Raw genomic sequence first — 21499 nt, forward strand, 5'->3', positions numbered from 1 at the left:
TGGCTGGTCCCGGGAAAATCGTAATAGGCGAATGGTGCGCTGAAGTTCTGTCTCTTTTTTGAGTAGGTGCTTTTGCGGGCCCGAGTGCGCGTGTGGCTGATGAGTCCTTCACATCAATAATTAACTGGTTGAACTGCCAGGCAGTTTAAGTAATCGCTCTGTGCGTTCGATTCTGCTGTGTGAGCCTGTTATCAATAAAAAGGAGTTATGTCATGCGTGGGATAACCACACCCGTGAGCGTTAAACTACATACCGAAAGTTTGAAGTGCGACCCGCTTGTTGTCTATGAAGCGGCGGCAAAAGTACTCGGTGCCGACAAAGTCTTCATTCTCGAATCGCTGTCCGGCCCCAGCCGGGATCGCAAGGCAACAATTATCGGACTAGAACCTCTATTGGCGGTAAAAATTTATGAGGGGTATGCAAAACTCGAAGCCAATGAGCAACTGTTCAGTTATTTAAGAAGTGCATTGTCTGCTCAGGAAATAGTTCTGGATGACCATGGCCGTATAAACATTCGTTCGAACGATGCGGTATGGAATTTGCTGCGTGCGTTACAAACACCCTTTGAGGTTCAGCGTCAGACTCACCCCAGCCTCGCTTTTTTTGGCTACCTCTCTTATGACTGCGTTCGGTTTGTCGAGGAAATTCCCCACTTGACCGAGCAAACCAATGATTATCCGATTATTGCCTTGACCGTATTTCAGACGCTGGTTTACTTCCATTCCAATGGAACAGTGGACCTCATGGTCAACAACAGTTCCCTCTGGAAATCCCGTAGTACCGATGACTACGTTGCGCTACTGGCAGATGCCAAGGGTATCCCGGCTGATGACTCTCCGATTATTTACCCGTCGGTCACGGTCGCGCGCGATACGGTGCAAAAAGAGCAATTCCTTGGCTGGGTCGACAAGGCGCTGGAGCACATTCGCCAAGGTGATATTTATCAGATCCAATTGGGTCATGAGGTGCAGGTGGATACGCCGGTCAAACCTTTTGATGTGTACCGTGCGTTGCGCAAGAACAACCCGTCTCCTTACATGTATTTGGCCAACCTGGGGGGCGTTGACCTGATTGGCGCAAGCCCCGAGCTATTTGTTCGCATCAAGGACGATCTGATTGAGATGAGGCCCATCGCCGGCACCGTGGGCAAAACCCCTGGCATACCGTCGAGCGAGCTGATTTTAAGCATGACACGCTCTGAAAAAGAACGGGCTGAACATTTGATGCTGGTGGATTTGTGCAGGAATGACATCGGTCGTGTCTGCCAGCCAGGTTCACTTGAAGTCGATGAATTGATGTTGGTCGAAGAGTACTCGCACCTCTATCACATGGTCTCCAACGTGCGTGGCTTGTTGCGAAAAGGCTTCGATGCCTTCGACGTGATCAAGGCTTCTTTCCCCGCGGGAACCATGACCGGTGCGCCAAAAATACGTGCGATGCAGATTATCGAAAGCATGGAAAATAACCGTCGTGGAATATATGCCGGAGCAGTCGGTTTGATCGGATTCGACGGCAGCATCAATACGGCTTTATGCATTCGCTCAGCGGTTCATAAAGAAGGTACTTATTACCTGCGTGCGTCGGCAGGCGTGGTGGCCGACTCGGTTCCGGATAAAGAGTGGACCGAAACCTTCTACAAAATGGGTTCTGTCTATCGTGCGGTTACCGGCAAGGAGATGCTGCAATGAAAGTTTTCTTGATTGATGCCTATGACAGTTTTGTTTTCATTATCAGCCAGTATCTTGAACAGCTTGGACTGGAAACCCATGTGGAGCGCAATGATGTTCCAAATTTGATCGAACGTATCGAAGCGTATGCGCCAGACTTTTGTGTCTTGGGCCCAGGGCCTGGGCACCCGCAGGACGCGGGGTACATTGAAGTCATCCAAAACTTTAAAGGGCGCCTGCCGATATTGGGCGTCTGTTTGGGGCATCAAGCCATCGGTCTGGCGTTTGGCGGGGCGGTCATCCGAGCCTCGCATGTCATGCATGGCAAGATCAGCGCCATCGATAACGATGGGCTAGGTGTCTACGCCCATACAGGGGGGCGTTCGATCAAGGCGACTCGTTACCACTCGCTGATTATTGATAACGAGGGGCTACCCGGTGAACTGGCAGTAACGTCCACCTCGACCGATGATGGATACATCATGGGCGTGCGGCACGCTGACTATCCGATAGAGGGAGTCCAGTTTCACCCCGAAAGTATATTGACGGAGGACGGCCTTGGAATATTCAAGAGCTTTATAGACCAACACTGTCTCCAAGCAGGATTGTAAGCGGCGCGCAACGGGTCGCTTGTTCAGCGGCCCGTTTTTTTAACCAAGTTGTATCAAAAAAGCTTCTATGAGTGGCAGGGATTCATCGTGGATGACTTATTTAGGTATAAAAAAGAAGACGTACTCCTGAGGGTTAATTTCAAAGAAGTATTGGATGACTTTTCCGTGCTGGCCACCGACTTGCACCGACGAGATTGGGAACGCCATCTGCGCAAGGTGCTGCGTCGTATTGGCTATCAAAGCTATTTGCTGAGCTTGGGCCCTTCAACCACCAGTGACCCCTTTAACAGGATCATGACGACTTATCCTTCTGACTGGCTCAGGCGATACAAGGAGGAGAACTTCATTCAGGTGGACCCGATAATCAGGCATTGCCGCCATCACTTCGCGCCTCTTTTCTGGGGGCTGGCACGCAGACAAGCACGAGGTCGGTCCCATCAGTTCTGGACGGAGCGCGAGGGGTATGGGCTTTTGCAGGGTGTCAGTATTCCCCTGCGTTTTAACGAAATGGCCGGATCGCTCAACGTCGCTCAATGCGTGAGCTTTACCGACGATCTTGGCGATGACCTGAATGGTCCGTTAGGCAAGCTATTCATGCTGATTCCCTTCCTTCTGGAGGGCTCCCAAAAACATTTGAACGCAGTGGGTGAGCAACTCTGCAATCTGACATTAAGGGAGTCAGAAGTGCTGAAATGGTCTGGTGTGGGCAAAACGACTTGGGAAATGAGCTGCATCTTGGGATGTTCAGAGAGAACCATCAATTTTCACATTGCAAATGCGAGTCGAAAGTTGGGCTCTTTCAGCCGGCGGCAAGCCGTCGGCGTGGCGTTGGCGCAGGGACTGATCTCTCTATAGAAAATGATTCAAGAAGAGGCCGGTCATTTCAAATCATGCCAAGCGTTTCTCGCCGTCCATAAAAAGCCCCGGCTGTCGCAAGCCGGGGTTTTTTGTTCCAGTCGATCAGAGTGCCAGCGTCGGGTAGTCGATATAACCCACCGGGCCTTTACCGTAGAAGGTCTCCGGATGCGGCTCGTTCAACGGCGCATCAGCCTTCAGTCGCGCCGGCAGGTCCGGGTTGGCGATGAAAGGAATACCGAAGGCCACTGCATCCGCCTTGCCCGCCGCCAGCCAGGCATTGGCGCTGTCTTTGGTGAAACGTTCGTTGGCGATGTACGCGCCGCCGAAGGCTTTTTTCAGCTGCGGGCCAAGGCTGTCTGCGCCTTCTTTTTCACGGGAGCAGATAAAGGCGATACCGCGCTTGCCCAGTTCGCTGGCGACGTAGGTGAAGGTCTCGGCGAGGTTGTCGTCGCCCATGTCATGCGCGTCAGCACGCGGTGCCAGGTGCACGCCCACGCGGCCGGCGCCCCAGACTTCGATGGCGGCGTCGGTGACTTCCAGCAACAGGCGCGCACGGTTTTCCAAAGAGCCGCCGTACTGGTCGGTGCGCTGGTTGGTGCTGCTTTGCAGGAACTGGTCGAGCAGGTAGCCGTTGGCGCCGTGGATTTCCACGCCGTCGAAGCCTGCGGCCTTGGCGTTCTCGGCGCCGGTGCGGTAAGCGTCGACGATGTCGGCGATTTCAGCGGTTTCCAGGGCGCGCGGGGTCGGGTAGTCGGCCAATGGGCGAACCAGGCTGACGTGGCCTTTAGCCTGAACCGCACTCGGAGCCACCGGGGTTTCGCCGTTCAGGTAGGACGCGTGGGAGATGCGGCCCACATGCCACAACTGCAGGAAGATCTTGCCGCCCGCGCCATGCACGGCCTTGGTGATGTTGGCCCAGCCGCGCACCTGGTCGTTGGACCAGATGCCGGGGGTGTCCGGGTAGCCCACGCCCATCGGTGTCACGGAAGTGGCTTCGCTGAGGATCAGCCCGGCGGAGGCGCGTTGCACGTAGTACTCGGCCATCAGCGCATTGGGCACGCGGCCGGCATCCGCGCGGCAGCGGGTCAGCGGCGCCATGATGATGCGGTTCGACAGTTGCAGGTCGCCCAGTGTGATCGGATCGAAAATAGTCGTCATGGGAAAAACACCTTCTCTTTCAAGTTGATCAGTGGGTCGCGGGGGCCAGGTCGGCATTGGCGCCCTGACGGAAAGTGATCAGGGTCACCAGCAGCGCGAGGATGGCCAGCGCCGCGGCGGCCAGTGGCACGCGGGTCAGGCCGAAACCGTGGGCAATCACGCTGCCACCGACCCAGGCGCCGAGGGCGTTGCCAATGTTGAAGGCCCCGATGTTCAGGGTGGACACCAGGTTCGGCGCGGCCTTGCCGAAGGTCACCACGTTGATTTGCAGCGCCGGCACGGCGGCGAACGAAGCGGTGGCCCACAGGAACAGGGTGATTTCAGTCGGTATCACCGCAACGCTGGTCCAGCTCAGCACCGTGCAAACCACCGCCATGCTGATGAACACGCCGATCAAGGTGGCCGCCAGGCGCTTGTCCGCCAGTTTGCCGCCGATGATGTTGCCCACGGTGAGGCCCAGGCCGATCAGCAGCAGGGTCCAGGTCACGCCTTTGGGCGACACGCCAGTGACATCGCCCAGCAGCGGCGCGACGTAGGTAAAGAGGGTAAACATGGACGCGGCAAACAGCGCAGTCATGCTCAGTGACAACCAGATACCGGCGCCCTTGAGGGCGGCCAGTTCGGCACGCATGTCGAGTTTTTCTTCGTCACGCTTGGCGGGCAGGAAGCGAATAAGGCCGATCAAGGCGATCACGCCAATCACGGTCACGGCCCAGAAGGTCGAGCGCCAGCCGGCTTCCTGGCCCAGCGCCGTACCCAGGGGCACGCCCAGCACGTTGGCCAGGGTCAACCCGGTGAACATCAGCGCCACCGCCGACGCACGTTTGTTGGCCGGCACCAGGTTTGCCGCCACCACCGAACCAATTCCGAAGAAGGCTCCGTGGCACAACGCCGTGACCACACGGGCAAACATCAGCACGTTGTAGTCGCTTGCCAGGGCGCAGAGCAGGTTGCCGATAATGAAAATACCCATCAACGCTACCAGCGCCGCCTTGCGTGGCAGCCTGGCGGTGGCCAGTGCCATGAACGGTGCGCCGATGGCCACGCCCAAGGCGTAACCGGTGACCAGCCAGCCGGCGCCGGGAATTGACACACCCAGGTCTGCCGCCACATCGGGCAGCAAGCCCATGATGACGAACTCGGTGGTGCCGATGGCGAAGGCGCTCAGGGCCAGTATGAGTAGCGAGAGGGGCATGTACGTGTCCTTGGTGATTACGGTGCGCTGAGTTCGGTAATGAGCGCAGTCAGAAAGGCTTGGATCACTTCCTCATTGCGCTTGAAAAAGTGCCACTGTCCAGCCTTCTGGCTGCTGATCAGACCCGCACGTTGCAAGGTGGCCAGGTGGGCCGACACCGTCGACTGGGACAAGCCGCAGCGCTGGTCGATCTGCCCGGCGCAGATGCCGTATTCGTGGTTGTGCAATTGCTCGGGGAACTGCACTTTCGGGTCTTTGAGCCAGGTGAGGATGTCTCGTCGTACTGGGTGCGCCAGGGCTTTTATTATTTCGTCGAGGTCGATGGACATGGCAGGGTGCTCGGTGTCGTAAAGCGTTATATCGCGATAAGGCGAACTTTAGATCGTAATATCCCGATATACCAATATGATTTTGATCTGAGGCCAGGTCGAATCGGTATATCGGGTTATAACGATATGTTGGTGGCAGTGGTAGACTGCGCGGCATGAATTATCTCGCACATCTGCACCTGGGCGGCCAACTTCCTGCGCAATTGCTGGGTAGCCTTTATGGCGACTTCGTCAAAGGCCGCCTGCAGGGCCAGTTCAGCCCGCAAATCGAAGCGGCGATCCAGTTGCATCGCTCCATCGACCGCTTTACCGATAGCCATCCGCTGGTGGGCGAGGCCTTGTCGCGCTTCAGTCTGACCCGCCGGCGCTATGCCGGGATCGTCCTCGATGTGTTTTTTGACCATTGCCTGGCGCGGGATTGGGCGCTGTATGCCGACCAGCCTCTGGAGCGTTTCACGTCCCAGGTGTATCAGGTGTTGGCGGCTGAACCCGCGTTACCGGGGCGGCTGGCGCAGATTGCGCCGTATATGGCCGCGGATGATTGGTTGGGCTCGTACCGCGAGTTTGCGGTGATGGACCAGGTGCTGCGCGGGATTTCGCGGCGGCTGACGCAGCCTGAGGAGTTAGGATATGCGATGCAGGAGTTGCGGGTTTTATATGAGCCCCTGAGTGAGGACTTTCGACTGTTCTACCCAGAGTTGCAGAAATTTGCGCAATCTCAACTGACTACATGAGAGCTGAATGTGGGAGCTGGCTTGCCGGCTCCCACATTTGGATTGTGTTCACATTGCTTCAGGCTGCGAATGCAGGTCGAGCAGCCACTTGCTCTGCTTCCGGCACTGGCCCAAACAACGCCTTCTGCACCGCTTGCTGCGCCTGATACGCCAACGCCGCACGTTCCTGCCCAGTGCAGGCAATCGGCTTGAGCACATGAATCTCTACATCGCCCTGGTCATTGGAAAACAAGCGCATCAGGTGCGAGAGCAAATCATCATCGCCAATAAAGGGCGCCAGCGGGTCGACCTGGCCGTCGCGCAGATACCGAATCGCCACCGGCTGCAGCGACACATCCGCATCGATCGCGCTGGCCAGCAAGCGCCCGTGGAACGTGCGCAGGCCGCGACCGTCGGTGGTGGTGCCTTCGGGGAACATCAGCAAGGGGTGCTGTTGTTCCAGATGACGGGTCATCTGCTTGCGAATCAGTTGGCTGTCACCTGAACCGCGACGAATAAACAGGCTGCCAGCCTTGGCCGCCAGCCAGCCCGCCACCGGCCAGGTACGTACTTCGGCCTTGGACAAAAACGACATCGGCGCCACCATGCCCAGCAACGGGATATCCGTCCAGGACACATGATTGCTCACCCACAGCATCGGCGTTTGCGGCAACTCGCCATGCACCGTCACGCGAAAGGGCAGGGCGTTGGTCAGCCGTGCCATGAAGAAGCGCGACCAACGCTGGCGCCGCACCATCGAGTTAGCCACCCCCAGGCGCTCGAACAGGCCGAACACACTGGCCATGCTCAACCCCAGCCCCACCACCAACAGCACGCGGGCGATGCGCCCGTAAATGCGCAGGCGGTTCATCACATGGCCGCCTTGAAGTGGCGCGCGTAACGCGGGCACAACTCGTCGCGCTTGAGCAGGATAAACACGTCGGCTACCTGGAAGTCTTCATCCCAGCACGGCTCGCCGCAGATCTTCGCGCCCAGGCGCATGTAGGCCTTGAGCAGCGGCGGCATTTCGGCGATGACGTTGGACGGCAAGTCCAGGGCCGGCAGCGGTTTTTTCGGTTCGGCGCGCAGGTGTTCGTTGCACAGGTAGCGCTCGCGCAAGCGCTGCATGATCGCGTGGGCCTGGATGCCGCCATCGTGCATCGGGATGCTTGCGCAGCCCATCAGGTAGCTGTAGCCACCCTGGTTGAGTACCTCGGCCAACTCGCCCCACAACACCGCGATGGTGCCGCCATTGCGATAGGCCGGGTCGACGCAGGTGCGGCCAATCTCCAGAATCGGGCCCTGCAAGTGCAGCAGGCCATGCAGGCTGAATTCTTCTTCGCTGTAGAACCGGCCCAGGGTGCTGGCGGCCTGGTGGTCGAGCAGACGGGTAGTAGCGACGAGTCGACCGCTGTTCAAATCCCGCACGCCGATATGGCTGCAGTGAACATCATAGTCATCCATGTCCAGACCCAGTTCCGCGCCTTTCAGCTTGGCGTTGAACTCGCCGCTGAACACGTTGAACCGCAGGGCCTGGGCTTCCTGCAATGCCTGTGCGCCTACCAGGCGTTCGGCTTGCAGACGGCGTTCATTGCCTTTGTCGCTGATGCGGGCGATCTGAGTCATAGCGAGTCTCCGGGTGCCGGCCAGGTTGCGGCCAGTCGACTTTGTTGTCCAAAGTCAGGCTATGTAGCCTCGGTGTCAGCTCCATGAAGTTACGGTGACGGTTGGATGACAGCCCCCTTGTCGCAAATCTGTCACTGGCGTGAGCTAGGCTCGCGGGCTTGAATGCCCCCTTGAGTTTGCGTCCATGGTCCGAGGCCTGTTGTGCGTTGCCCTGCTGTTTGTCACCCTTAATGCCCGCGCTGAAATCTGGCCTGATAACGAGTGGGCCCTGGGCACAGCCCTCGCCGGTCCCGCTGTCGATGCCCTGGACGCCTACGCTTTCCCACCCCGCGACGATGTCACCCGCACCGGTATTCGCACCGATGCGTTGCTGGTCATTCGTGACGGCCAAATCATTTATGAACGCTACGCCGCGCCCACCACTGCCAGCACGCCGCACCTCACCTGGTCCGTCAGCAAAAGCCTGATGGCTACCGTGCTGGGCGTGGCCTATGGGCAAGGCCGCTTCAAACTCAGCGACCCCGCTGCACGTTTCTACCCGCCGATGAAGCAGCATCCCAAAGTGAGCATGGCCGACCTACTGCACTGGGCCTCGGGGTTGGATTGGCAGGAAGACTACGAATACGCCCCGTTGAAATCTTCGGTGGTGGCGATGCTCTACACCCGTGGCCACACCGACATGGCGCAATTCGCAGCGGATACCGATGCGGTCGCCGCCCCTGGCCAGGCTTTCCGTTATTCCAGTGGCGACAGCAATATCCTGTCCGCCGCGCTCAAGGGCATGCTCGGCCACAAGGCCTACATGACCTACCCGTGGGACGCGCTGTTCCAGCCCCTGGGCATTCGCGACGCAACCTGGGAAACCGATGCGGATGAAACGTTTGTCGCGTCGTCCTATGCCTATCTCACAGCCCGCGATCTGGCACGAGTAGGGCTACTGATGGCGCGGGATGGGCGCTGGGGCGAGCGACAACTGCTGCCCAAGGACTGGGTCGCCTTCAACCGCCGGCCCTTCGATCGCTACAAAGCCGGCCAGGATGAAGCCGTGCCGGGCGGCCAGTGGTGGCTCAACACCGGCGCCCCCCAACCCTGGCCCGACGCACCGGCCGCCACCTTTGCCGCGCTGGGGCACTGGGGCCAGGCGCTGTTTGTGCTGCCCGATGAACACCTGGTGATCGTGCGTTACGGCGATGATCGGGATGGTAGTTACCGGCATAACGAACTGCTCAAACGAGTGCTGGCGGCGGTGCGCTCATGATGCGTCGTCATCCGTTCATCAGCGTTTTACTGGTGTTGTTTATCTCACTCTTGGGCTGGGTTTGGCACGAGCGCGTCAACCTGCAAGCCTTCCCCGACATCATCGCGGCGTACACCGCCAAGGAGTATTGCTCGTGCCGGTATGTGGCCAACAACCCTGCGCAGTATTGCCTGGGGTATGTGAAGCAGTACGTGCCAACCAGTGCGTTCACTGACTCGCCGGAACGCAGTGAAGTCACGGCAAGCGGTTTAGGGCGTACGCAGACGGCGCGGTGGTTGGGCGACCGTCAAGGCTGCCGCCTCAACCCCTGACACACCCAAATTCCCCTGTGGGAGCTGGCTTGCCTGCGATAGCGCCAGGTCAGTCAACATCACGGGTGCCTGTGCCGCCGTCATCGCAGGCAAGCCAGCTCCCACATTTAGATTATCTGCGTGGGTTCTCAGAAAAAGAACCGGCCCTGAGGTTCCACAGAGTGGAACCACCTTTGATTGTCCTCACGCGCACATCGCGCTTAGCTGTCGATGTGTCGCCAACAAGAACGGGACCACCCGCCTGTGAGGAGAATCACCATGCGCCCGCACCAGCACATCCTGGATTGGCTCAGTGACGTTGCCAGCGACTTGCACGCTGTGCGTCACGATATCCACGCTCATCCTGAGCTTGGCTTTGAAGAGAACCGTACCTCTGCACTGGTCGCGCAGTCATTGCGGGAGTGGGGGTATGAGGTGCATACCGGCATCGGCAAGACCGGTGTGGTCGGCGTGCTGCGTAACGGCAACAGCTCGCGCACGTTGGGGATTCGCGCCGACATGGACGCCTTGCCCATCATCGAAAATACCGGCGCGGTCTATACCAGCCAGCATGCTGGCTGCATGCACGCCTGCGGCCATGACGGCCACACCACCATGTTGCTCGGTGCCGCGCGTTACTTGGCGGCGACGCGGCAATTGGACGGCACTTTGAACCTGATTTTCCAACCCGCCGAAGAAGGCCAGGGCGGTGCCGAGGCGATGTTGGCGGACGGTTTGCTGGAGCGCTTTCCTTGCGACGGGTTGTTCGGCATGCACAATATGCCGGGTTTGCCGGCGGGGCATCTGGGCTTGAGAGTTGGCCCGATGATGGCGTCCCAGGATTTGCTTACCGTGATCCTCGAAGGTGTCGGTGGCCACGGCTCCATGCCACACCTCACTATCGATCCACTGGTGGCGGCAGCCAGCATGGTCATGGCTCTGCAAACGGTGGTGGCGCGCAATATCGATACCCAGGAAGCCGCCGTGGTCACCGTCGGCGCCTTGCAGGCCGGCCAGGCGGCCAACGTGATTCCCCAGCAAGCGTTATTGCGCCTGAGCCTGCGCGCACTCAACCCCAAGGTGCGTGAACAAATGCTGGAACGGGTCAACGCGATCATCCAGACCCAGGCCGCCAGCTTCGGCTGCACCGTGCAGGTCGAACACCGCCCGGCCTACCCGGTGCTGGTCAACCACGCCGAAGAAACCGAATTCGCCCGCCAGGTCGGTGTGGCCTTGCTCGGTGCCGACGCTGTGGATGGCAACACCCGCACGCTGATGGGCAGCGAAGACTTCGCCTGGATGCTGCAACGCTGCCCAGGCAGTTATCTGTTTATCGGCAACGGCGTGTCGCGGCCGATGGTGCACAACCCCGCCTATGACTTCAACGACGACATCCTGCTGACCGGCGCAGCCTACTGGGGCGCGCTGGCCGAGAGCTGGCTCAAGCCGGCCTGATGACCTCTTTTTTCTGCCGCTGGACCCTTTCCCTGACCGGTTGAACGGAGTGTTCCTCATGCAGACTGCAAAACCTGGTGTTTCGCGCACCCGCCAAGTGGTGGCGGCGGTGATTGGCAACGCGTTGGAATGGTATGACTTCATCGTCTACGGCTTTCTCGCCAGTATCATCGCCCGGCAGTTCTTCCCCTCGGAGGACGAATACGCCTCGCTGCTGATGGCCCTGGCCACCTTCGGCGTGGGCTTTTTCATGCGCCCGGTGGGCGGCATCCTCTTGGGCATCTACGCCGACCGCAAAGGCCGCAAGGCGGCGATGCAGTTGATTATCCGGTTGATGACCGTGTCCATCGCGCTGATCGCCTTCGCGCCGAACTATGCTGCCATCGGCATGGGCGCGCCGTTGCTGATTGTGGTGGCGCGGATGCTGCAGGGGTTTGCTACCGGCGGTGAGTACGCGAGTGCCACGGCATTTCTGGTGGAAAGTGCACCGGCCCATCGCAAGGGATTGTATGGCTCCTGGCAACTGGTGGGGCAATGCCTGGCGGTGTTCGGTGGGGCAGCGATGGTGGCGCTGGTCACGCATTTCTTTTCGCCCGAAACCCTCGACTTGTGGGGCTGGCGCCTGCCGTTTGTGCTGGGCTTGCTGATCGGCCCGGTGGGGTTGTGGATTCGTCGGCACATGGAAGACCCGGAAGAGTTCATCGAAGCGCGCAAGCAAGCCACTGGCCCTGCGCCGAGCCTCATGCAAGTGCTGCGTGAGCATCGGCGCAGTATTCTGGTGTCGATGGGGCTGGCCTGCGGCGCGACGGTGTCGTTTTATGTGGTGCTGGTGAACATGCCGACCTTCGCTCACAAGAACCTTGGCCTGCCGCTGGACCAGGTGCTGATGGTGCAGATGTTTGCGGTAGCGCTGATGACTGTGGTGATTCCGTTGTCCGGCCTGCTCTCGGATCGATGGGGACGGCGGCCGGTGTTGATGGCCTTCACCTTGGCGTTCTTCGTGATGGTCTACCCGTTGTATGTGTGGGTGGCCGCCGCGCCGTCTATCGAGCGCCTGCTGGTGATGCAGGTGATGTTGTGCACGGCGATTGGCGGGTTCTTCGGGCCAGCGCCGACGGCATTGGCCGAGCAGTTCCCTATCGAGGTGCGCTCGACCGGTGTGTCGGTGGCCTATAACGTGGCGGTGATGGTGTTCGGTGGTTTCGCGCCGTTGATCGTGACCTGGCTGAGCAAGGTACTGGGCACGCCGGTGGCGCCCTCGTTTTATGTATTGTTTGCGTGCGTGCTGACGCTGCTGGGCACTTACTGCATGCGCGAGGCACCCCGGGCGAGCAAACCGCTGCCGTTTTCTAGAGAGGTGAAGCCTTGAGTATTGTTGATTGGGATGCCACTGAACTGTCGCGGGCCATTCATGGGCGGCAGGTGTCGTGCGAAGAGGTGATGCAGGCGTACCTGGCACAGATTCAGCGCTTTAACCCTGGCGTGAATGCGCTGGTGTCGTTGCGCGACAGCGAGGCCGTGCTGGCCGAGGCGAGGGCCTGCGATCGTGAGTTGGACCAGGGCCACTCCCGTGGCTGGATGCATGGCATGCCCCAGGCCATCAAGGACCTGGCGGCCACCCGGGGCTTGCGCACCACCCTGGGCTCACCGCTGTTCGCCGAGCATGTGCCGGGCGAGGACGCCATCAGCGTGGCGCGGGTGCGGGCCAGTGGCGCGATCATCATCGGCAAGACCAACGTGCCGGAGTTCGGCCTGGGTTCCCACACCTACAACACGCTGTTCGGTACCACCGGCAACGCCTATGACCCGCGCCTGGCGGCCGGCGGCAGCAGTGGCGGAGCGGCGGTGGCCCTGGCGCTACGCATGCTGCCGGTGGCCGACGGCAGCGACATGATGGGCTCGCTGCGCAACCCGGCGGCGTTCAACAACGTTTTCGGCTTGCGCCCCTCCCAAGGACGGGTGCCCCACGGGCCGATGCCGGAGTTGTTCGTGCAGCAACTGGGCACCGAAGGCCCGATGGGGCGCAGCGTGACGGATGTGGCTCGGTTGCTGAGCATCCAGGCCGGTTACGACCCCCGCACGCCGCTGTCATCCCAGGCCGATCCGGCGGTGCTGGGCCAGCCGTTGCAACGCGACTTCAACGGCGCACGCCTCGGTTGGCTGGGGGACTACAACGGTTATCTGCCGATGGACGATGGCGTGATGAGCCTGTGCGAGGCGGCGTTGGATGATTTCGCCAGGTTGGGCTGTGAAGTGCACAGCTGCCAACCGGACTTTTCCATGGCGCGCCTGTGGCGCTGCTGGTTGGTACACCGCCACTGGCTGGTGCACGGCAACCTCGGCGCGGCCTATGCCAACCCGCAAAAACGCGCACTGCTCAAACCCGAAGCGCAATGGGAAGTGGAGGGCGGCCAGGGCTTGAGTGCTCAGCAGGTTTACCAGGCGTCGGTGGACCGCAGTGAGTGGTACCGCGCCTTGGGCAAGCTGTTCGAACGTTACGATTTCCTGCTGTTGCCCACCGCCCAGGTGTTCCCTTTCGATGCACAACAGCCTTGGCCACGCCTCGTCGGCGGGCGTGAAATGGACACTTATCACCGTTGGATGGAGGTGGTGATCGGCCCGACCCTCGCCGGTTTGCCGAGCATGAGCATTCCGGTGGGCTTCAACCCCCAGGGCTTGTCCATGGGCCTGCAAATCATTGGCCCGGCCCAGGCCGACAGGGCCGTGCTGCAATTGGCCTACGCCCATGAACAACTGACCCAATGGGTACAATGCCGGCCACCGGCGTGCCTTGCAACGACCCGTTGAGCGCTGACCGGGCCTGTATCTTGCTGTGAAAAAAGATCGTCCACCGGCAACAGGGAGATCGAACATGGAGACAGGCACCGTACGCTCGGTTGAACGCGCACTGGCAATTGTCGAGTTGCTGGGCGAGCACCAGGCCCTGGGGCTGGAAGAGTTGCACTACCTCACGCGCCTGCCCAAGGCCACGGTGTCGCGCATGTTGCTGACCTTGCAGGAACAGGGTTGGGTCTATCGGGGCCTGAGTGATCGACGTTACCGCCTGCGTGCCCGGCGCTTGTTCGGCGATACCCAGCAACGCTTCAAGCGCCAGGTGGTGGAGAGCGCCGCCCCCTGGTTATTGGAGCTCAGCGAGCGCACCGGGCTGGTGGTGGATTTGTCGTGCTTCGATGGTGAGCGCCTGGAGGTCATGGAGAGTGCGATTCCCAGTGTGTTGCGCAAGCTGTACCCGAACAACTGCCAGATCGTCGGGCAGTATGCCAGCCTGTTCCATTCCGCGATGGGCAAAGCCTGCTTGACGCAATTGCCGGCCGAAGAAGTACATCGCCTGGCAGGCCGTAATCATGTGGCGGCAGACGAGCACTATCGCGCATGCGAGCAAACCCAGCACCAGGGCTTTGGCCAGCGTACCGAGGGCTATTGGGAATATCCTGTGCGTTTGCCGTTCCTGATCCGGGCGGTCGCGCTGCCGGTGCGCGCCAATGGCCGCCTGGTGGGGAGCATGGCGCTGCATTGGCCAATGCATCAGGCGCCGGTGGAGCGGGTGTTGAATTTGCATATGGGCAGCCTTGAACAGGCGGTGTGCGAAGTGCAGCGAACGCTGGATTAAAAACACCGCAAAACCCTGTGGGAGCTGGCTTTGTGGCGAGGGAGCTTGCTCCCGCTGGGGTGCGTAGCGCCCCCAAAGAGCCGGCTCCAGCTGCGCTGTCGAACGGGAGCAAGCTCCCTCGCCACAGCAAGCCAGCTCCCACATTTGAATTTGCGCCGGTTGTGAGATTGCGCTTAAGGTTCGCCCAGGTTTTTTGCCCCATGAGTCTTTATGTTCAATGTCAAACCTCTGGTCTTCGCGCTGCTGACCTGTGCTGCCGTGCCCGCCCACGCCGACTGGTACCTGGATAACGAATCCTCACGCCTGTCCTTCGTCACCACTAAAAACACCGAAGTGGCTGAAGTCCAGCGCTTCCTGGTATTGCATGGCAAGGTCGACGCCAAAGGTGCGGCTCGGCTGGAAGTGGAGCTGGACTCGATCAACAGCGGCATCCCGCTGCGCGACGAGCGCATGCGTAAAGAGCTGTTCGAGATCAAGACCTTCCCCGAAGCGCAGATCAGCGCGCAAATCAATCTGCAGCCCATCAATGACCTGGCATCCGGCGCGCAGTTGGAATTGCGCCTGCCCTTGAGCGTCACGCTGCACGGCAAGACCCAGACCTACAGCGCCGAACTGCTGGCCACGCGCCTGGATGAGCGGCGTTTCCAGGTGGTAACCCTGGAGCCCGTGGTGCTGCATGCCGAAGATTTCGACCTGGCGCCCGGTGTGGCTACCTTGCGCAAGGCGGCGGGGCTCAAGTCGATCAGTTTGTCGGTGCCGGTGGGTGCGGTGCTGATCTTCACGGCGCGCTGACATGAGCGGCGCGGTGTTCCCGTGGCGCAGCGCCAATCAGTTCGAATTGCTGATCGACGGGCCGAATTTCTTCCCGCAGATGCTGGTGGGCATCGCCCGGGCTGAGCAGCAGGTTGACCTTGAGTTGTACCTGGTCGAAGCCGGTGCCTGCGCCGAGGCCATGGTGCAGGCACTGGTGCTGGCTGCCGAACGCGGCGTGCAGGTGCGTTGCCTGTTTGACGATTACGGCAGCCTGGCGTTTACCCTGGGGCTGCGCAAGCGCTTGACCGACGCAGGCGTGACGCTGCGCTTTTACAACCGCCTGAATTGGCGGCGCTGGATGCGCAACCTGTATCGCGACCATCGCAAGCTGCTGCTGATCGACCAGCGCATTGCGGTGGTCGGCGGCACCGGTGTCACCGACGAGTTCTGGACGCCGGGGCAAGACACCGCCGACTGGCATGAAGTGATGGTGCAGATCAGCGGCCCGCTGGTGCTGGACTGGCAGGCCCTGTTCGATCGGCAATGGCACGCTAACGCCGCGCGCCGTGAATGGAAACCGGCGACCCATTTTGGTTTGCCCCGCTTACCCAAGGTGCCCGCCACCGGGCCGGGGCTGGGTCGCGTGGCGTATGCCGATGCGCGTCAGCACCGTGACATTCTGCAATCGTTGATTCGCGCCTTGAACAGCAGCAAATCGCGTATCTGGCTGGCGACCCCGTACTTCCTGCCTACCTGGAGCGTGCGCCGTGCCTTGCGCCGGGCGGCTGGGCGCGGCGTGGACGTGCGACTGTTGCTCACCGGGCCGCGCACTGATCACCCGTCGGTGCGTTACGCCGGGCACCGTTATTACCCGCGCCTGCTGCGTTCAGGCGTGCAGATCTTTGAATACCAGCCGTGCTTCCTGCACCTGAAGATGGTGCTGGTGGACGATTGGGTGAGCATTGGCTCGTGCAATTTCGACCACTGGAATTTGCGTTTTAACCTGGAAGCCAATCTTGAAGCGCTGGACCCGGGATTGACGGCGGCGGTGGTGGGCAGTTTCGAAGCGGACTTTGCCCAGAGCCAGGCGGTGAGTCTGGAGGCATGGAAGGCGCGGCCATTGTGGCGGCGGGTAAAGCAGCGGGTGTGGGGCTGGATTGATCGGTTGGTGGTCAACCTGCTGGATCGGCGCGGCTAGTCGGGCCAACTCAATCAACTGTGGGAGCTGGCTTGCCTGCGATAGCATCACCTCGGTACACCTGACAAACCGAGGTGCCTGTATCGCAGGCAAGCCAGCTCCCACAAAAGCCAGCTCCCACAGCGACCGTGTTGACAGCTTCAGATCAGAGCAGTTCGAAGGTTTGTTGCTGCACGTCCTGGGAGTCCAACCCGATCTGCACATTGAACTCACCCGGTTCGGCCGCGTACTTGAGCTGGCTGTTGTAGAACTTCAGGTCGTCCTCGGTGAGGGTGAAGTGCAGCGTGCGTGCTTCGCCGGCCTTGAGCATGACCTTCTGGAAGTTCTTCAGCTCCTTGATCGGGCGGATCATCGAGCCGGCCACGTCCTGGATATACAACTGCACAACGGTTTCGCCGTCTACCTTGCCTGTGTTCTTCACGGTGACGCTGGCGTCGAGCTTGCCGGTCTTGTTCAGGGTGGTGGACGACAGTGCCATGTCCGACAGGCTGAACGTGGTGTAGCTCAGGCCATAGCCAAACGGAAACAGGGGGCCGGTGGTGTCATCGAAGTACTGCGAGGTGTAGTTGCCCGGCTTGCCTGGGGTGAATGGCCGGCCGATGGTCAGGTGGTTGTAGTAGGTCGGAATCTGCCCAACGGAGCGAGGGAAGGTGATCGGCAGTTTGCCCGACGGGTTGTAGTCGCCGAACAGCACGTCGGCAATGGCGTTGCCGCCTTCGGTACCTGCGAACCAGGTTTCCAGGATCGCATCGGCCTGTTGGTTCTCTTCAAGAATCGACAGCGGACGGCCGTTCATCAACACCAGCACCAGCGGTTTGCCGGTGGCTTTGAGGGCCTTGATCAAGTCGCGCTGGCTTTGCGGGATGTTCAGGTCGGTACGGCTCGACGATTCGTGGGACATGCCACGGGACTCGCCCACCGCCGCAACGATGACGTCGGCGTCGTTCGCCGCCTTCACCGCTTCATCAATCAGCACCTGGGCAGGGCGCGGGTCATCCACCACTTCCGGGGCATCGAAGTTGAGGAAGTTGAGGTAGTCGAGCACCGCTTTGTCGCTGGTGATGTTGGCGCCACGGGCATAGATCACTTTGCCTTTTTCGCCGATCACGGCGTTCATGCCGTCGAGCAGGGTCACCGACTGCGCAGGCCGGCCGGCAGCAGCCCAACTGCCCATCATGTCGATGGGTGCCTTGGCCAGCGGGCCGACCAGGGCAATGGTCGCGGATTTTTTCAGCGGCAGGGTGTCGTTGTGGTTCTTGAGCAACACCAGGCTGCGGCGCGCAATGTCGCGGGCCTCGGCGCGGTGCAGGCGGCTGTCGGCGTAGGTGTCGACCGGGTCATCCTCGGCCTTGCCGATGCGCAGGTATGGGTCCTTGAACAGGCCCATGTCGTACTTGGCACCGAGCACTTCGCGCACGGCGTTGTCGATGTCGCTCTGCAGGATCTCGCCGGACTTGAGCAGCCCCGGCAATTCCTTGCCGTACAGCGAGTCGTTCATGCTCATGTCGATGCCGGCCTTGATCGCCAGCTTGGCGGCTTCACGCCCGTCTTTAGCCACGCCGTGCTTGATCAGCTCGAAGATCGCGCCGTGGTCGCTGACGGTCAGGCCCTTGAAGCCCCAGTCCTTGCGCAGCAGGTCGTTCATCAGCCAGGTGTTGGCCGTGGCGGGCACGCCGTTGATCGAGTTGAGCGCCACCATCACGCCGCCGGAGCCGGCTTTGATCGCCGCGTGGTAGGGCGGCAGGTAGTCCTGGTACATCTTGACCGGGCTCATGTCGACCACGTTGTAGTCGCGCCCGCCTTCCACCGCGCCATAGAGGGCAAAGTGCTTGACGCTGGCCATGAGGCTGTCGGCATTCGCGGGGCTGGTGCCCTGGAACGCCTTGACCATGACTTCGGCAATACGTGACACCAGGTAGGTGTCTTCACCGAAACCTTCTGAAGTGCGGCCCCAGCGCGGGTCGCGGGAGATATCGACCATCGGCGCAAACGTGATGTCGAGGCTGTCGGCGGCGGCTTCCTGGGCGGCGATGCGCCCGGAGCGGCCAATGGCGTCCATGTCCCAGCTGGAAGCCAGGGCCAGGCTGATCGGGAAAATGGTGCGGTGGCCGTGGATCACGTCATAGGCGAAGAACATCGGGATCTTCAAGCGGCTGCGCATGGCCGCGTCCTGCATTGGACGGTTTTCCGGGCGGGTGATGGAGTTGAACGTGCCACCGATGCGGCCGGCGGCGATTTCCTTGCGGATCAGCTCGCGGGGCATTTCCGGGCCGATACTGATCAGGCGCAATTGGCCGATCTTCTCATCCAGGGTCATTTGCTTGAGCAGGTCGCTGACGAAGGCGTCCTTGTCGTTAAGCGCAGCAGGCTTTGTTTCTGCCCATACGGGGTGGCTGGCCAGAGTGGCAACAAGGCCGAGCAAACACAGCTTTTTCATGAATATCCTTTTTCGGCGACTGCGCAGCATTCAGAGAGATGCTGTCGGCCAAAATGTGGGGAACGTCTATTGTTGTTCGGGTGTTGTTCAGATAAATGCAGCACACTCTGAACTCTTTTTCGCGCTGGGCATCTTTGTAGCTGATTGGCTCGAAGCATTCCAGTGGTGGCGGATTATGCCCCAAGCGCGTGGTTTATAGGGTTAGTCGTCAAATTCCATCAGATCGGGCAGGAGAAACACTATGCAAGCAGCACACACTTATCGCTGGGGCTTCAAGGCTGCGGCGCTGTTACTGATCAGCAGCGTGCTGAGCGGTTGCGGCATCAACAACATCCCGACCCTGGACGAACAGGCCAAGGCCGCCTGGGGCCAGGTGCAGAACCAGTACCAGCGCCGTGCCGACCTGATCCCCAACCTGGTGGAAACGGTGAAGGCGTATGCCGCCCACGAACAGGAAACCCTCACCGCGGTGATTGAAGCGCGGGCCAAGGCCACCTCGATCCAGGTGGATGCGAGCACCCTGGACAACCCCGAGAAGCTCAAGCAGTTCCAGCAAGCCCAGGATGGCCTGAGCGGCGCACTCAGCCGTTTGATGGTGGTGTCCGAGCGTTACCCGGACCTGAAGGCCAACCAGAACTTCCTGGCCTTGCAATCGCAACTTGAAGGCACCGAGAACCGTATCGCTGTGTCTCGCCGTGACTTTATCCAGGCCGTACAGGCTTACAACACCGAGATCCGTACTTTCCCGGGCCGCCTGTGGCACAGCGTGATGTACAGCGATTTGCCGATCCGCGCCACGTTTGAAGCCACCAGCGCCGATGCCGATAAAGCGCCGCAAGTGAAGTTCAAATAAGGCTGCACTGAGGTGTCGATGCGTTTATTACGGATAGGCCTGGCGCTGTGGCTGTTGGCCTGCGTGGGCGTGGCCCAGGCGGCACTGAGCTTCCCGGCGCTGACCGGGCGGGTGGTGGACAGCGCGCAGATGATCGACCCGGCGGTGCGCGAGCAACTGACCCAGCAATTGCAGGCGCTGGAGCGGACCTCGGGCGACCAGCTGGTGGTGGTCACCGTGCCCGACCTGCAAGGCGTGCCTATTGAGGATTACGGTTATCAACTGGGCCGCCAGTGGGGCATTGGCCAGAAGGGCAAGGACAACGGCGCGCTGTTGATCGTCTCCCGTGATGACCGCCAATTGCGCATCGAAGTCGGCTATGGCCTGGAAGGCGTGCTGACGGATGCGCAATCCTGGGTGATCATCAACCAGGTGATCCTGCCCAAGTTCAAGGCCGGCAATTTCAGCCAGGGCATCAGCGACGGCGTGGCCGCGATGATCCAGGTGGTGGGCGGTGAGCCCTTGGCGGTGCCGGCTCATGTGGCGGATGCGAACTTCGCCATGGATAATCCCGGGTTTTCCATCGGCCTGTTTATTCTGCTGATCGGCGTGCTGTGGCTGTGCAATCGCATGGGCTTGCCGGTGGGCGCCATCCTGCTGGCGATTCTCAACAGCAGCGGGCGCGGCGGTGGTGGGGGCGGCGGTGGCGGTGGTTTCCGCGGCGGCGGCGGTGGTTTTGGCGGTGGCGGGGCTTCGGGCAGCTGGTAATGACAATAACGAGAATAGAGCATTTACAACCATGGCATTACTGACTGAACACGAGCAGCGCCAAGTCGCCGAAGCGATCGCCCGGGTCGAGAAAACCACCGACGCGGAGTTGGTCACCGTGCTGGCGGCGCGCGCCGACGACTACGCCTACATTCCGTTGCTGTGGGCGAGCTTGATCGCGTTGGTGGTGCCGGGCGTGGTGCATTACCTGTCGGGTTACCTGACCATGTACACCTTGCTGGTGGCGCAGTGGGCGACGTTCATTGTGCTGTGCCTGGTGTTCCGCTTGCCCAAGGTCACTACTCGGCTGATCCCGCGTTCGGTACGCCACTGGCGTGCGTCCAACCTGGCGCGGCGGCAGTTTCTGGAGCAGAACTTGCACCACACGCTGGGCAGCACCGGGGTGCTGATTTTTGTCAGCGAGGCTGAGCGTTATGTGGAGATCCTGGTGGATGAGGGGATTTCCAAGCGCCTGGATGACAGCAATTGGGACGCTATTGTCCAGGCGTTTACCCAGCAGGTGAAACAGGGGCAGACGCTGGCCGGGTTCATCGCCTGCGTTGAAGCCTGTGGCGAGTTGCTCAAGGTGCATGTGCCCGTTACTCACACCCGCAACGAACTGCCCAATCGCCTGGTCGTACTCGAATAACTGCTTTCTGTGGGAGCCGGGCTTGCCCGCGATGGCATCGCCTCGGTTTGCCTGATTAACCGAGTGGCCTG

At 60.5% G+C, this 21499-nt stretch carries 21 protein-coding genes; 15 read left to right on the plus strand and 6 right to left on the minus strand.

Going from position 1 to position 21499, the window contains the following annotated elements; genetic code table 11:
- Positions 1-212 precede the first annotated feature (212 nt).
- The 3 genes from GH769_RS03565 to GH769_RS03575 all read left to right on the plus strand — a co-directional run bounded on the left by GH769_RS03565 (position 213) and on the right by GH769_RS03575 (position 3133).
- Entirely contained in the window at positions 213-1688 is a 1476-nt protein-coding gene (locus tag GH769_RS03565) for an anthranilate synthase component I family protein (protein WP_032903219.1), read from the plus strand.
- Positions 1685-2278, plus strand: a complete 594-nt coding sequence (locus GH769_RS03570) for an aminodeoxychorismate/anthranilate synthase component II (protein ID WP_014717312.1) — start codon at positions 1685-1687, stop codon at positions 2276-2278. The genes GH769_RS03565 and GH769_RS03570 overlap by 4 nt, the downstream gene beginning before the upstream one ends.
- Before the next feature lie 87 nt (positions 2279-2365).
- Entirely contained in the window at positions 2366-3133 is a 768-nt protein-coding gene (locus GH769_RS03575) for an autoinducer binding domain-containing protein (protein ID WP_019817822.1), read from the plus strand.
- Positions 3134-3238: 105 nt separating this feature from the next.
- Here the strand turns inward: GH769_RS03575 and GH769_RS03580 are convergent, their stop codons facing one another.
- From GH769_RS03580 to GH769_RS03590, 3 genes are read right to left on the minus strand one after another with little or no spacing between them, the layout of a single operon-like run.
- On the minus strand, positions 3239-4294 hold the full coding sequence (locus GH769_RS03580) for an alkene reductase (protein ID WP_014717314.1): 1056 nt from the start codon (positions 4292-4294) through the stop codon (positions 3239-3241).
- Between the two features lie 28 nt (positions 4295-4322).
- Positions 4323-5489, minus strand: coding sequence for an MFS transporter (locus tag GH769_RS03585; RefSeq protein WP_014717315.1), 1167 nt, complete (start codon positions 5487-5489; stop codon positions 4323-4325).
- A gap of 17 nt (positions 5490-5506) precedes the next feature.
- Entirely contained in the window at positions 5507-5818 is a 312-nt protein-coding gene (locus GH769_RS03590) for a helix-turn-helix transcriptional regulator (protein ID WP_003189349.1), read from the minus strand.
- Between the two features lie 155 nt (positions 5819-5973).
- Between GH769_RS03590 and GH769_RS03595 the strand changes: the two genes are divergently transcribed.
- The gene (locus GH769_RS03595; protein ID WP_014717316.1) at positions 5974-6552 is read left to right on the plus strand and encodes an ACP phosphodiesterase; all 579 of its coding nucleotides are present in this window, start codon (positions 5974-5976) and stop codon (positions 6550-6552) included.
- Between the two features lie 58 nt (positions 6553-6610).
- Here GH769_RS03595 and GH769_RS03600 read toward each other — a convergent pair whose 3' ends face one another.
- Positions 6611-7402 (minus strand): 1-acyl-sn-glycerol-3-phosphate acyltransferase, encoded by a 792-nt coding sequence (locus GH769_RS03600; protein ID WP_014717317.1) that lies wholly within the window; start codon positions 7400-7402, stop codon positions 6611-6613.
- Complete coding sequence (gene olsB / locus GH769_RS03605; protein WP_003189352.1) at positions 7402-8157, minus strand: L-ornithine N(alpha)-acyltransferase; 756 nt, start codon at positions 8155-8157, stop codon at positions 7402-7404. The genes GH769_RS03600 and olsB overlap by 1 nt, the downstream gene beginning before the upstream one ends.
- 184 nt (positions 8158-8341) lie before the next feature.
- Here olsB and GH769_RS03610 point away from each other — a divergent pair, with 184 nt between their 5' ends.
- From GH769_RS03610 to GH769_RS03645, 8 genes are all read left to right on the plus strand, one after another.
- A complete protein-coding gene (locus tag GH769_RS03610; RefSeq protein ID WP_032903217.1) occupies positions 8342-9415 on the plus strand; it encodes a serine hydrolase in 1074 nt (357 codons plus the stop codon).
- Positions 9412-9726, plus strand: a complete 315-nt coding sequence (locus tag GH769_RS03615) for a hypothetical protein (RefSeq protein WP_032903216.1) — start codon at positions 9412-9414, stop codon at positions 9724-9726. Before GH769_RS03610 ends, GH769_RS03615 begins: the two co-directional genes overlap by 4 nt.
- A 258-nt stretch (positions 9727-9984) precedes the next feature.
- Entirely contained in the window at positions 9985-11160 is a 1176-nt protein-coding gene (locus GH769_RS03620; protein WP_032903215.1) for a M20 aminoacylase family protein, read from the plus strand.
- 58 nt (positions 11161-11218) lie between these two features.
- Positions 11219-12529, plus strand: coding sequence for a citrate-proton symporter (locus GH769_RS03625; protein ID WP_014717321.1), 1311 nt, complete (start codon positions 11219-11221; stop codon positions 12527-12529).
- Entirely contained in the window at positions 12526-13968 is a 1443-nt protein-coding gene (locus GH769_RS03630; RefSeq protein ID WP_032903213.1) for an amidase, read from the plus strand. The genes GH769_RS03625 and GH769_RS03630 overlap by 4 nt, the downstream gene beginning before the upstream one ends.
- Positions 13969-14032: 64 nt before the next feature.
- Positions 14033-14791 carry a helix-turn-helix domain-containing protein gene (locus GH769_RS03635; RefSeq protein WP_014717323.1) on the plus strand — a complete coding sequence of 253 codons (759 nt, stop codon included), beginning with the start codon at positions 14033-14035 and terminating at the stop codon, positions 14789-14791.
- A gap of 210 nt (positions 14792-15001) precedes the next feature.
- The gene (locus GH769_RS03640) at positions 15002-15583 is read left to right on the plus strand and encodes a YceI family protein (protein ID WP_003189365.1); all 582 of its coding nucleotides are present in this window, start codon (positions 15002-15004) and stop codon (positions 15581-15583) included.
- 1 nt (position 15584) lies between these two features.
- Positions 15585-16742, plus strand: a complete 1158-nt coding sequence (locus GH769_RS03645; RefSeq protein WP_003189367.1) for a phosphatidylserine/phosphatidylglycerophosphate/cardiolipin synthase family protein — start codon at positions 15585-15587, stop codon at positions 16740-16742.
- A 145-nt stretch (positions 16743-16887) separates the two neighbouring features.
- Here GH769_RS03645 and bglX read toward each other — a convergent pair whose 3' ends face one another.
- Positions 16888-19179, minus strand: a complete 2292-nt coding sequence (gene bglX, locus GH769_RS03650) for a beta-glucosidase BglX (protein WP_032903211.1) — start codon at positions 19177-19179, stop codon at positions 16888-16890.
- Positions 19180-19420: 241 nt separating this feature from the next.
- Between bglX and GH769_RS03655 the strand changes: the two genes are divergently transcribed.
- The 3 genes from GH769_RS03655 to GH769_RS03665 are packed head-to-tail and all read left to right on the plus strand — an operon-like array spanning position 19421 to position 21428.
- Positions 19421-20032 (plus strand): LemA family protein, encoded by a 612-nt coding sequence (locus GH769_RS03655; protein ID WP_014717327.1) that lies wholly within the window; start codon positions 19421-19423, stop codon positions 20030-20032.
- 18 nt (positions 20033-20050) lie between these two features.
- Complete coding sequence (locus tag GH769_RS29270; RefSeq protein WP_032903209.1) at positions 20051-20779, plus strand: YgcG family protein; 729 nt, start codon at positions 20051-20053, stop codon at positions 20777-20779.
- A gap of 31 nt (positions 20780-20810) precedes the next feature.
- Entirely contained in the window at positions 20811-21428 is a 618-nt protein-coding gene (locus GH769_RS03665; RefSeq protein ID WP_032903207.1) for a TPM domain-containing protein, read from the plus strand.
- The last annotated feature ends 71 nt before the right edge of the window (positions 21429-21499 follow it).

The sequence above is a fragment of the Pseudomonas sp. CFSAN084952 genome (genome assembly GCF_009648855.1).
Taxonomy (GTDB): Bacteria; Pseudomonadota; Gammaproteobacteria; order Pseudomonadales; family Pseudomonadaceae; genus Aquipseudomonas; species Aquipseudomonas paracarnis.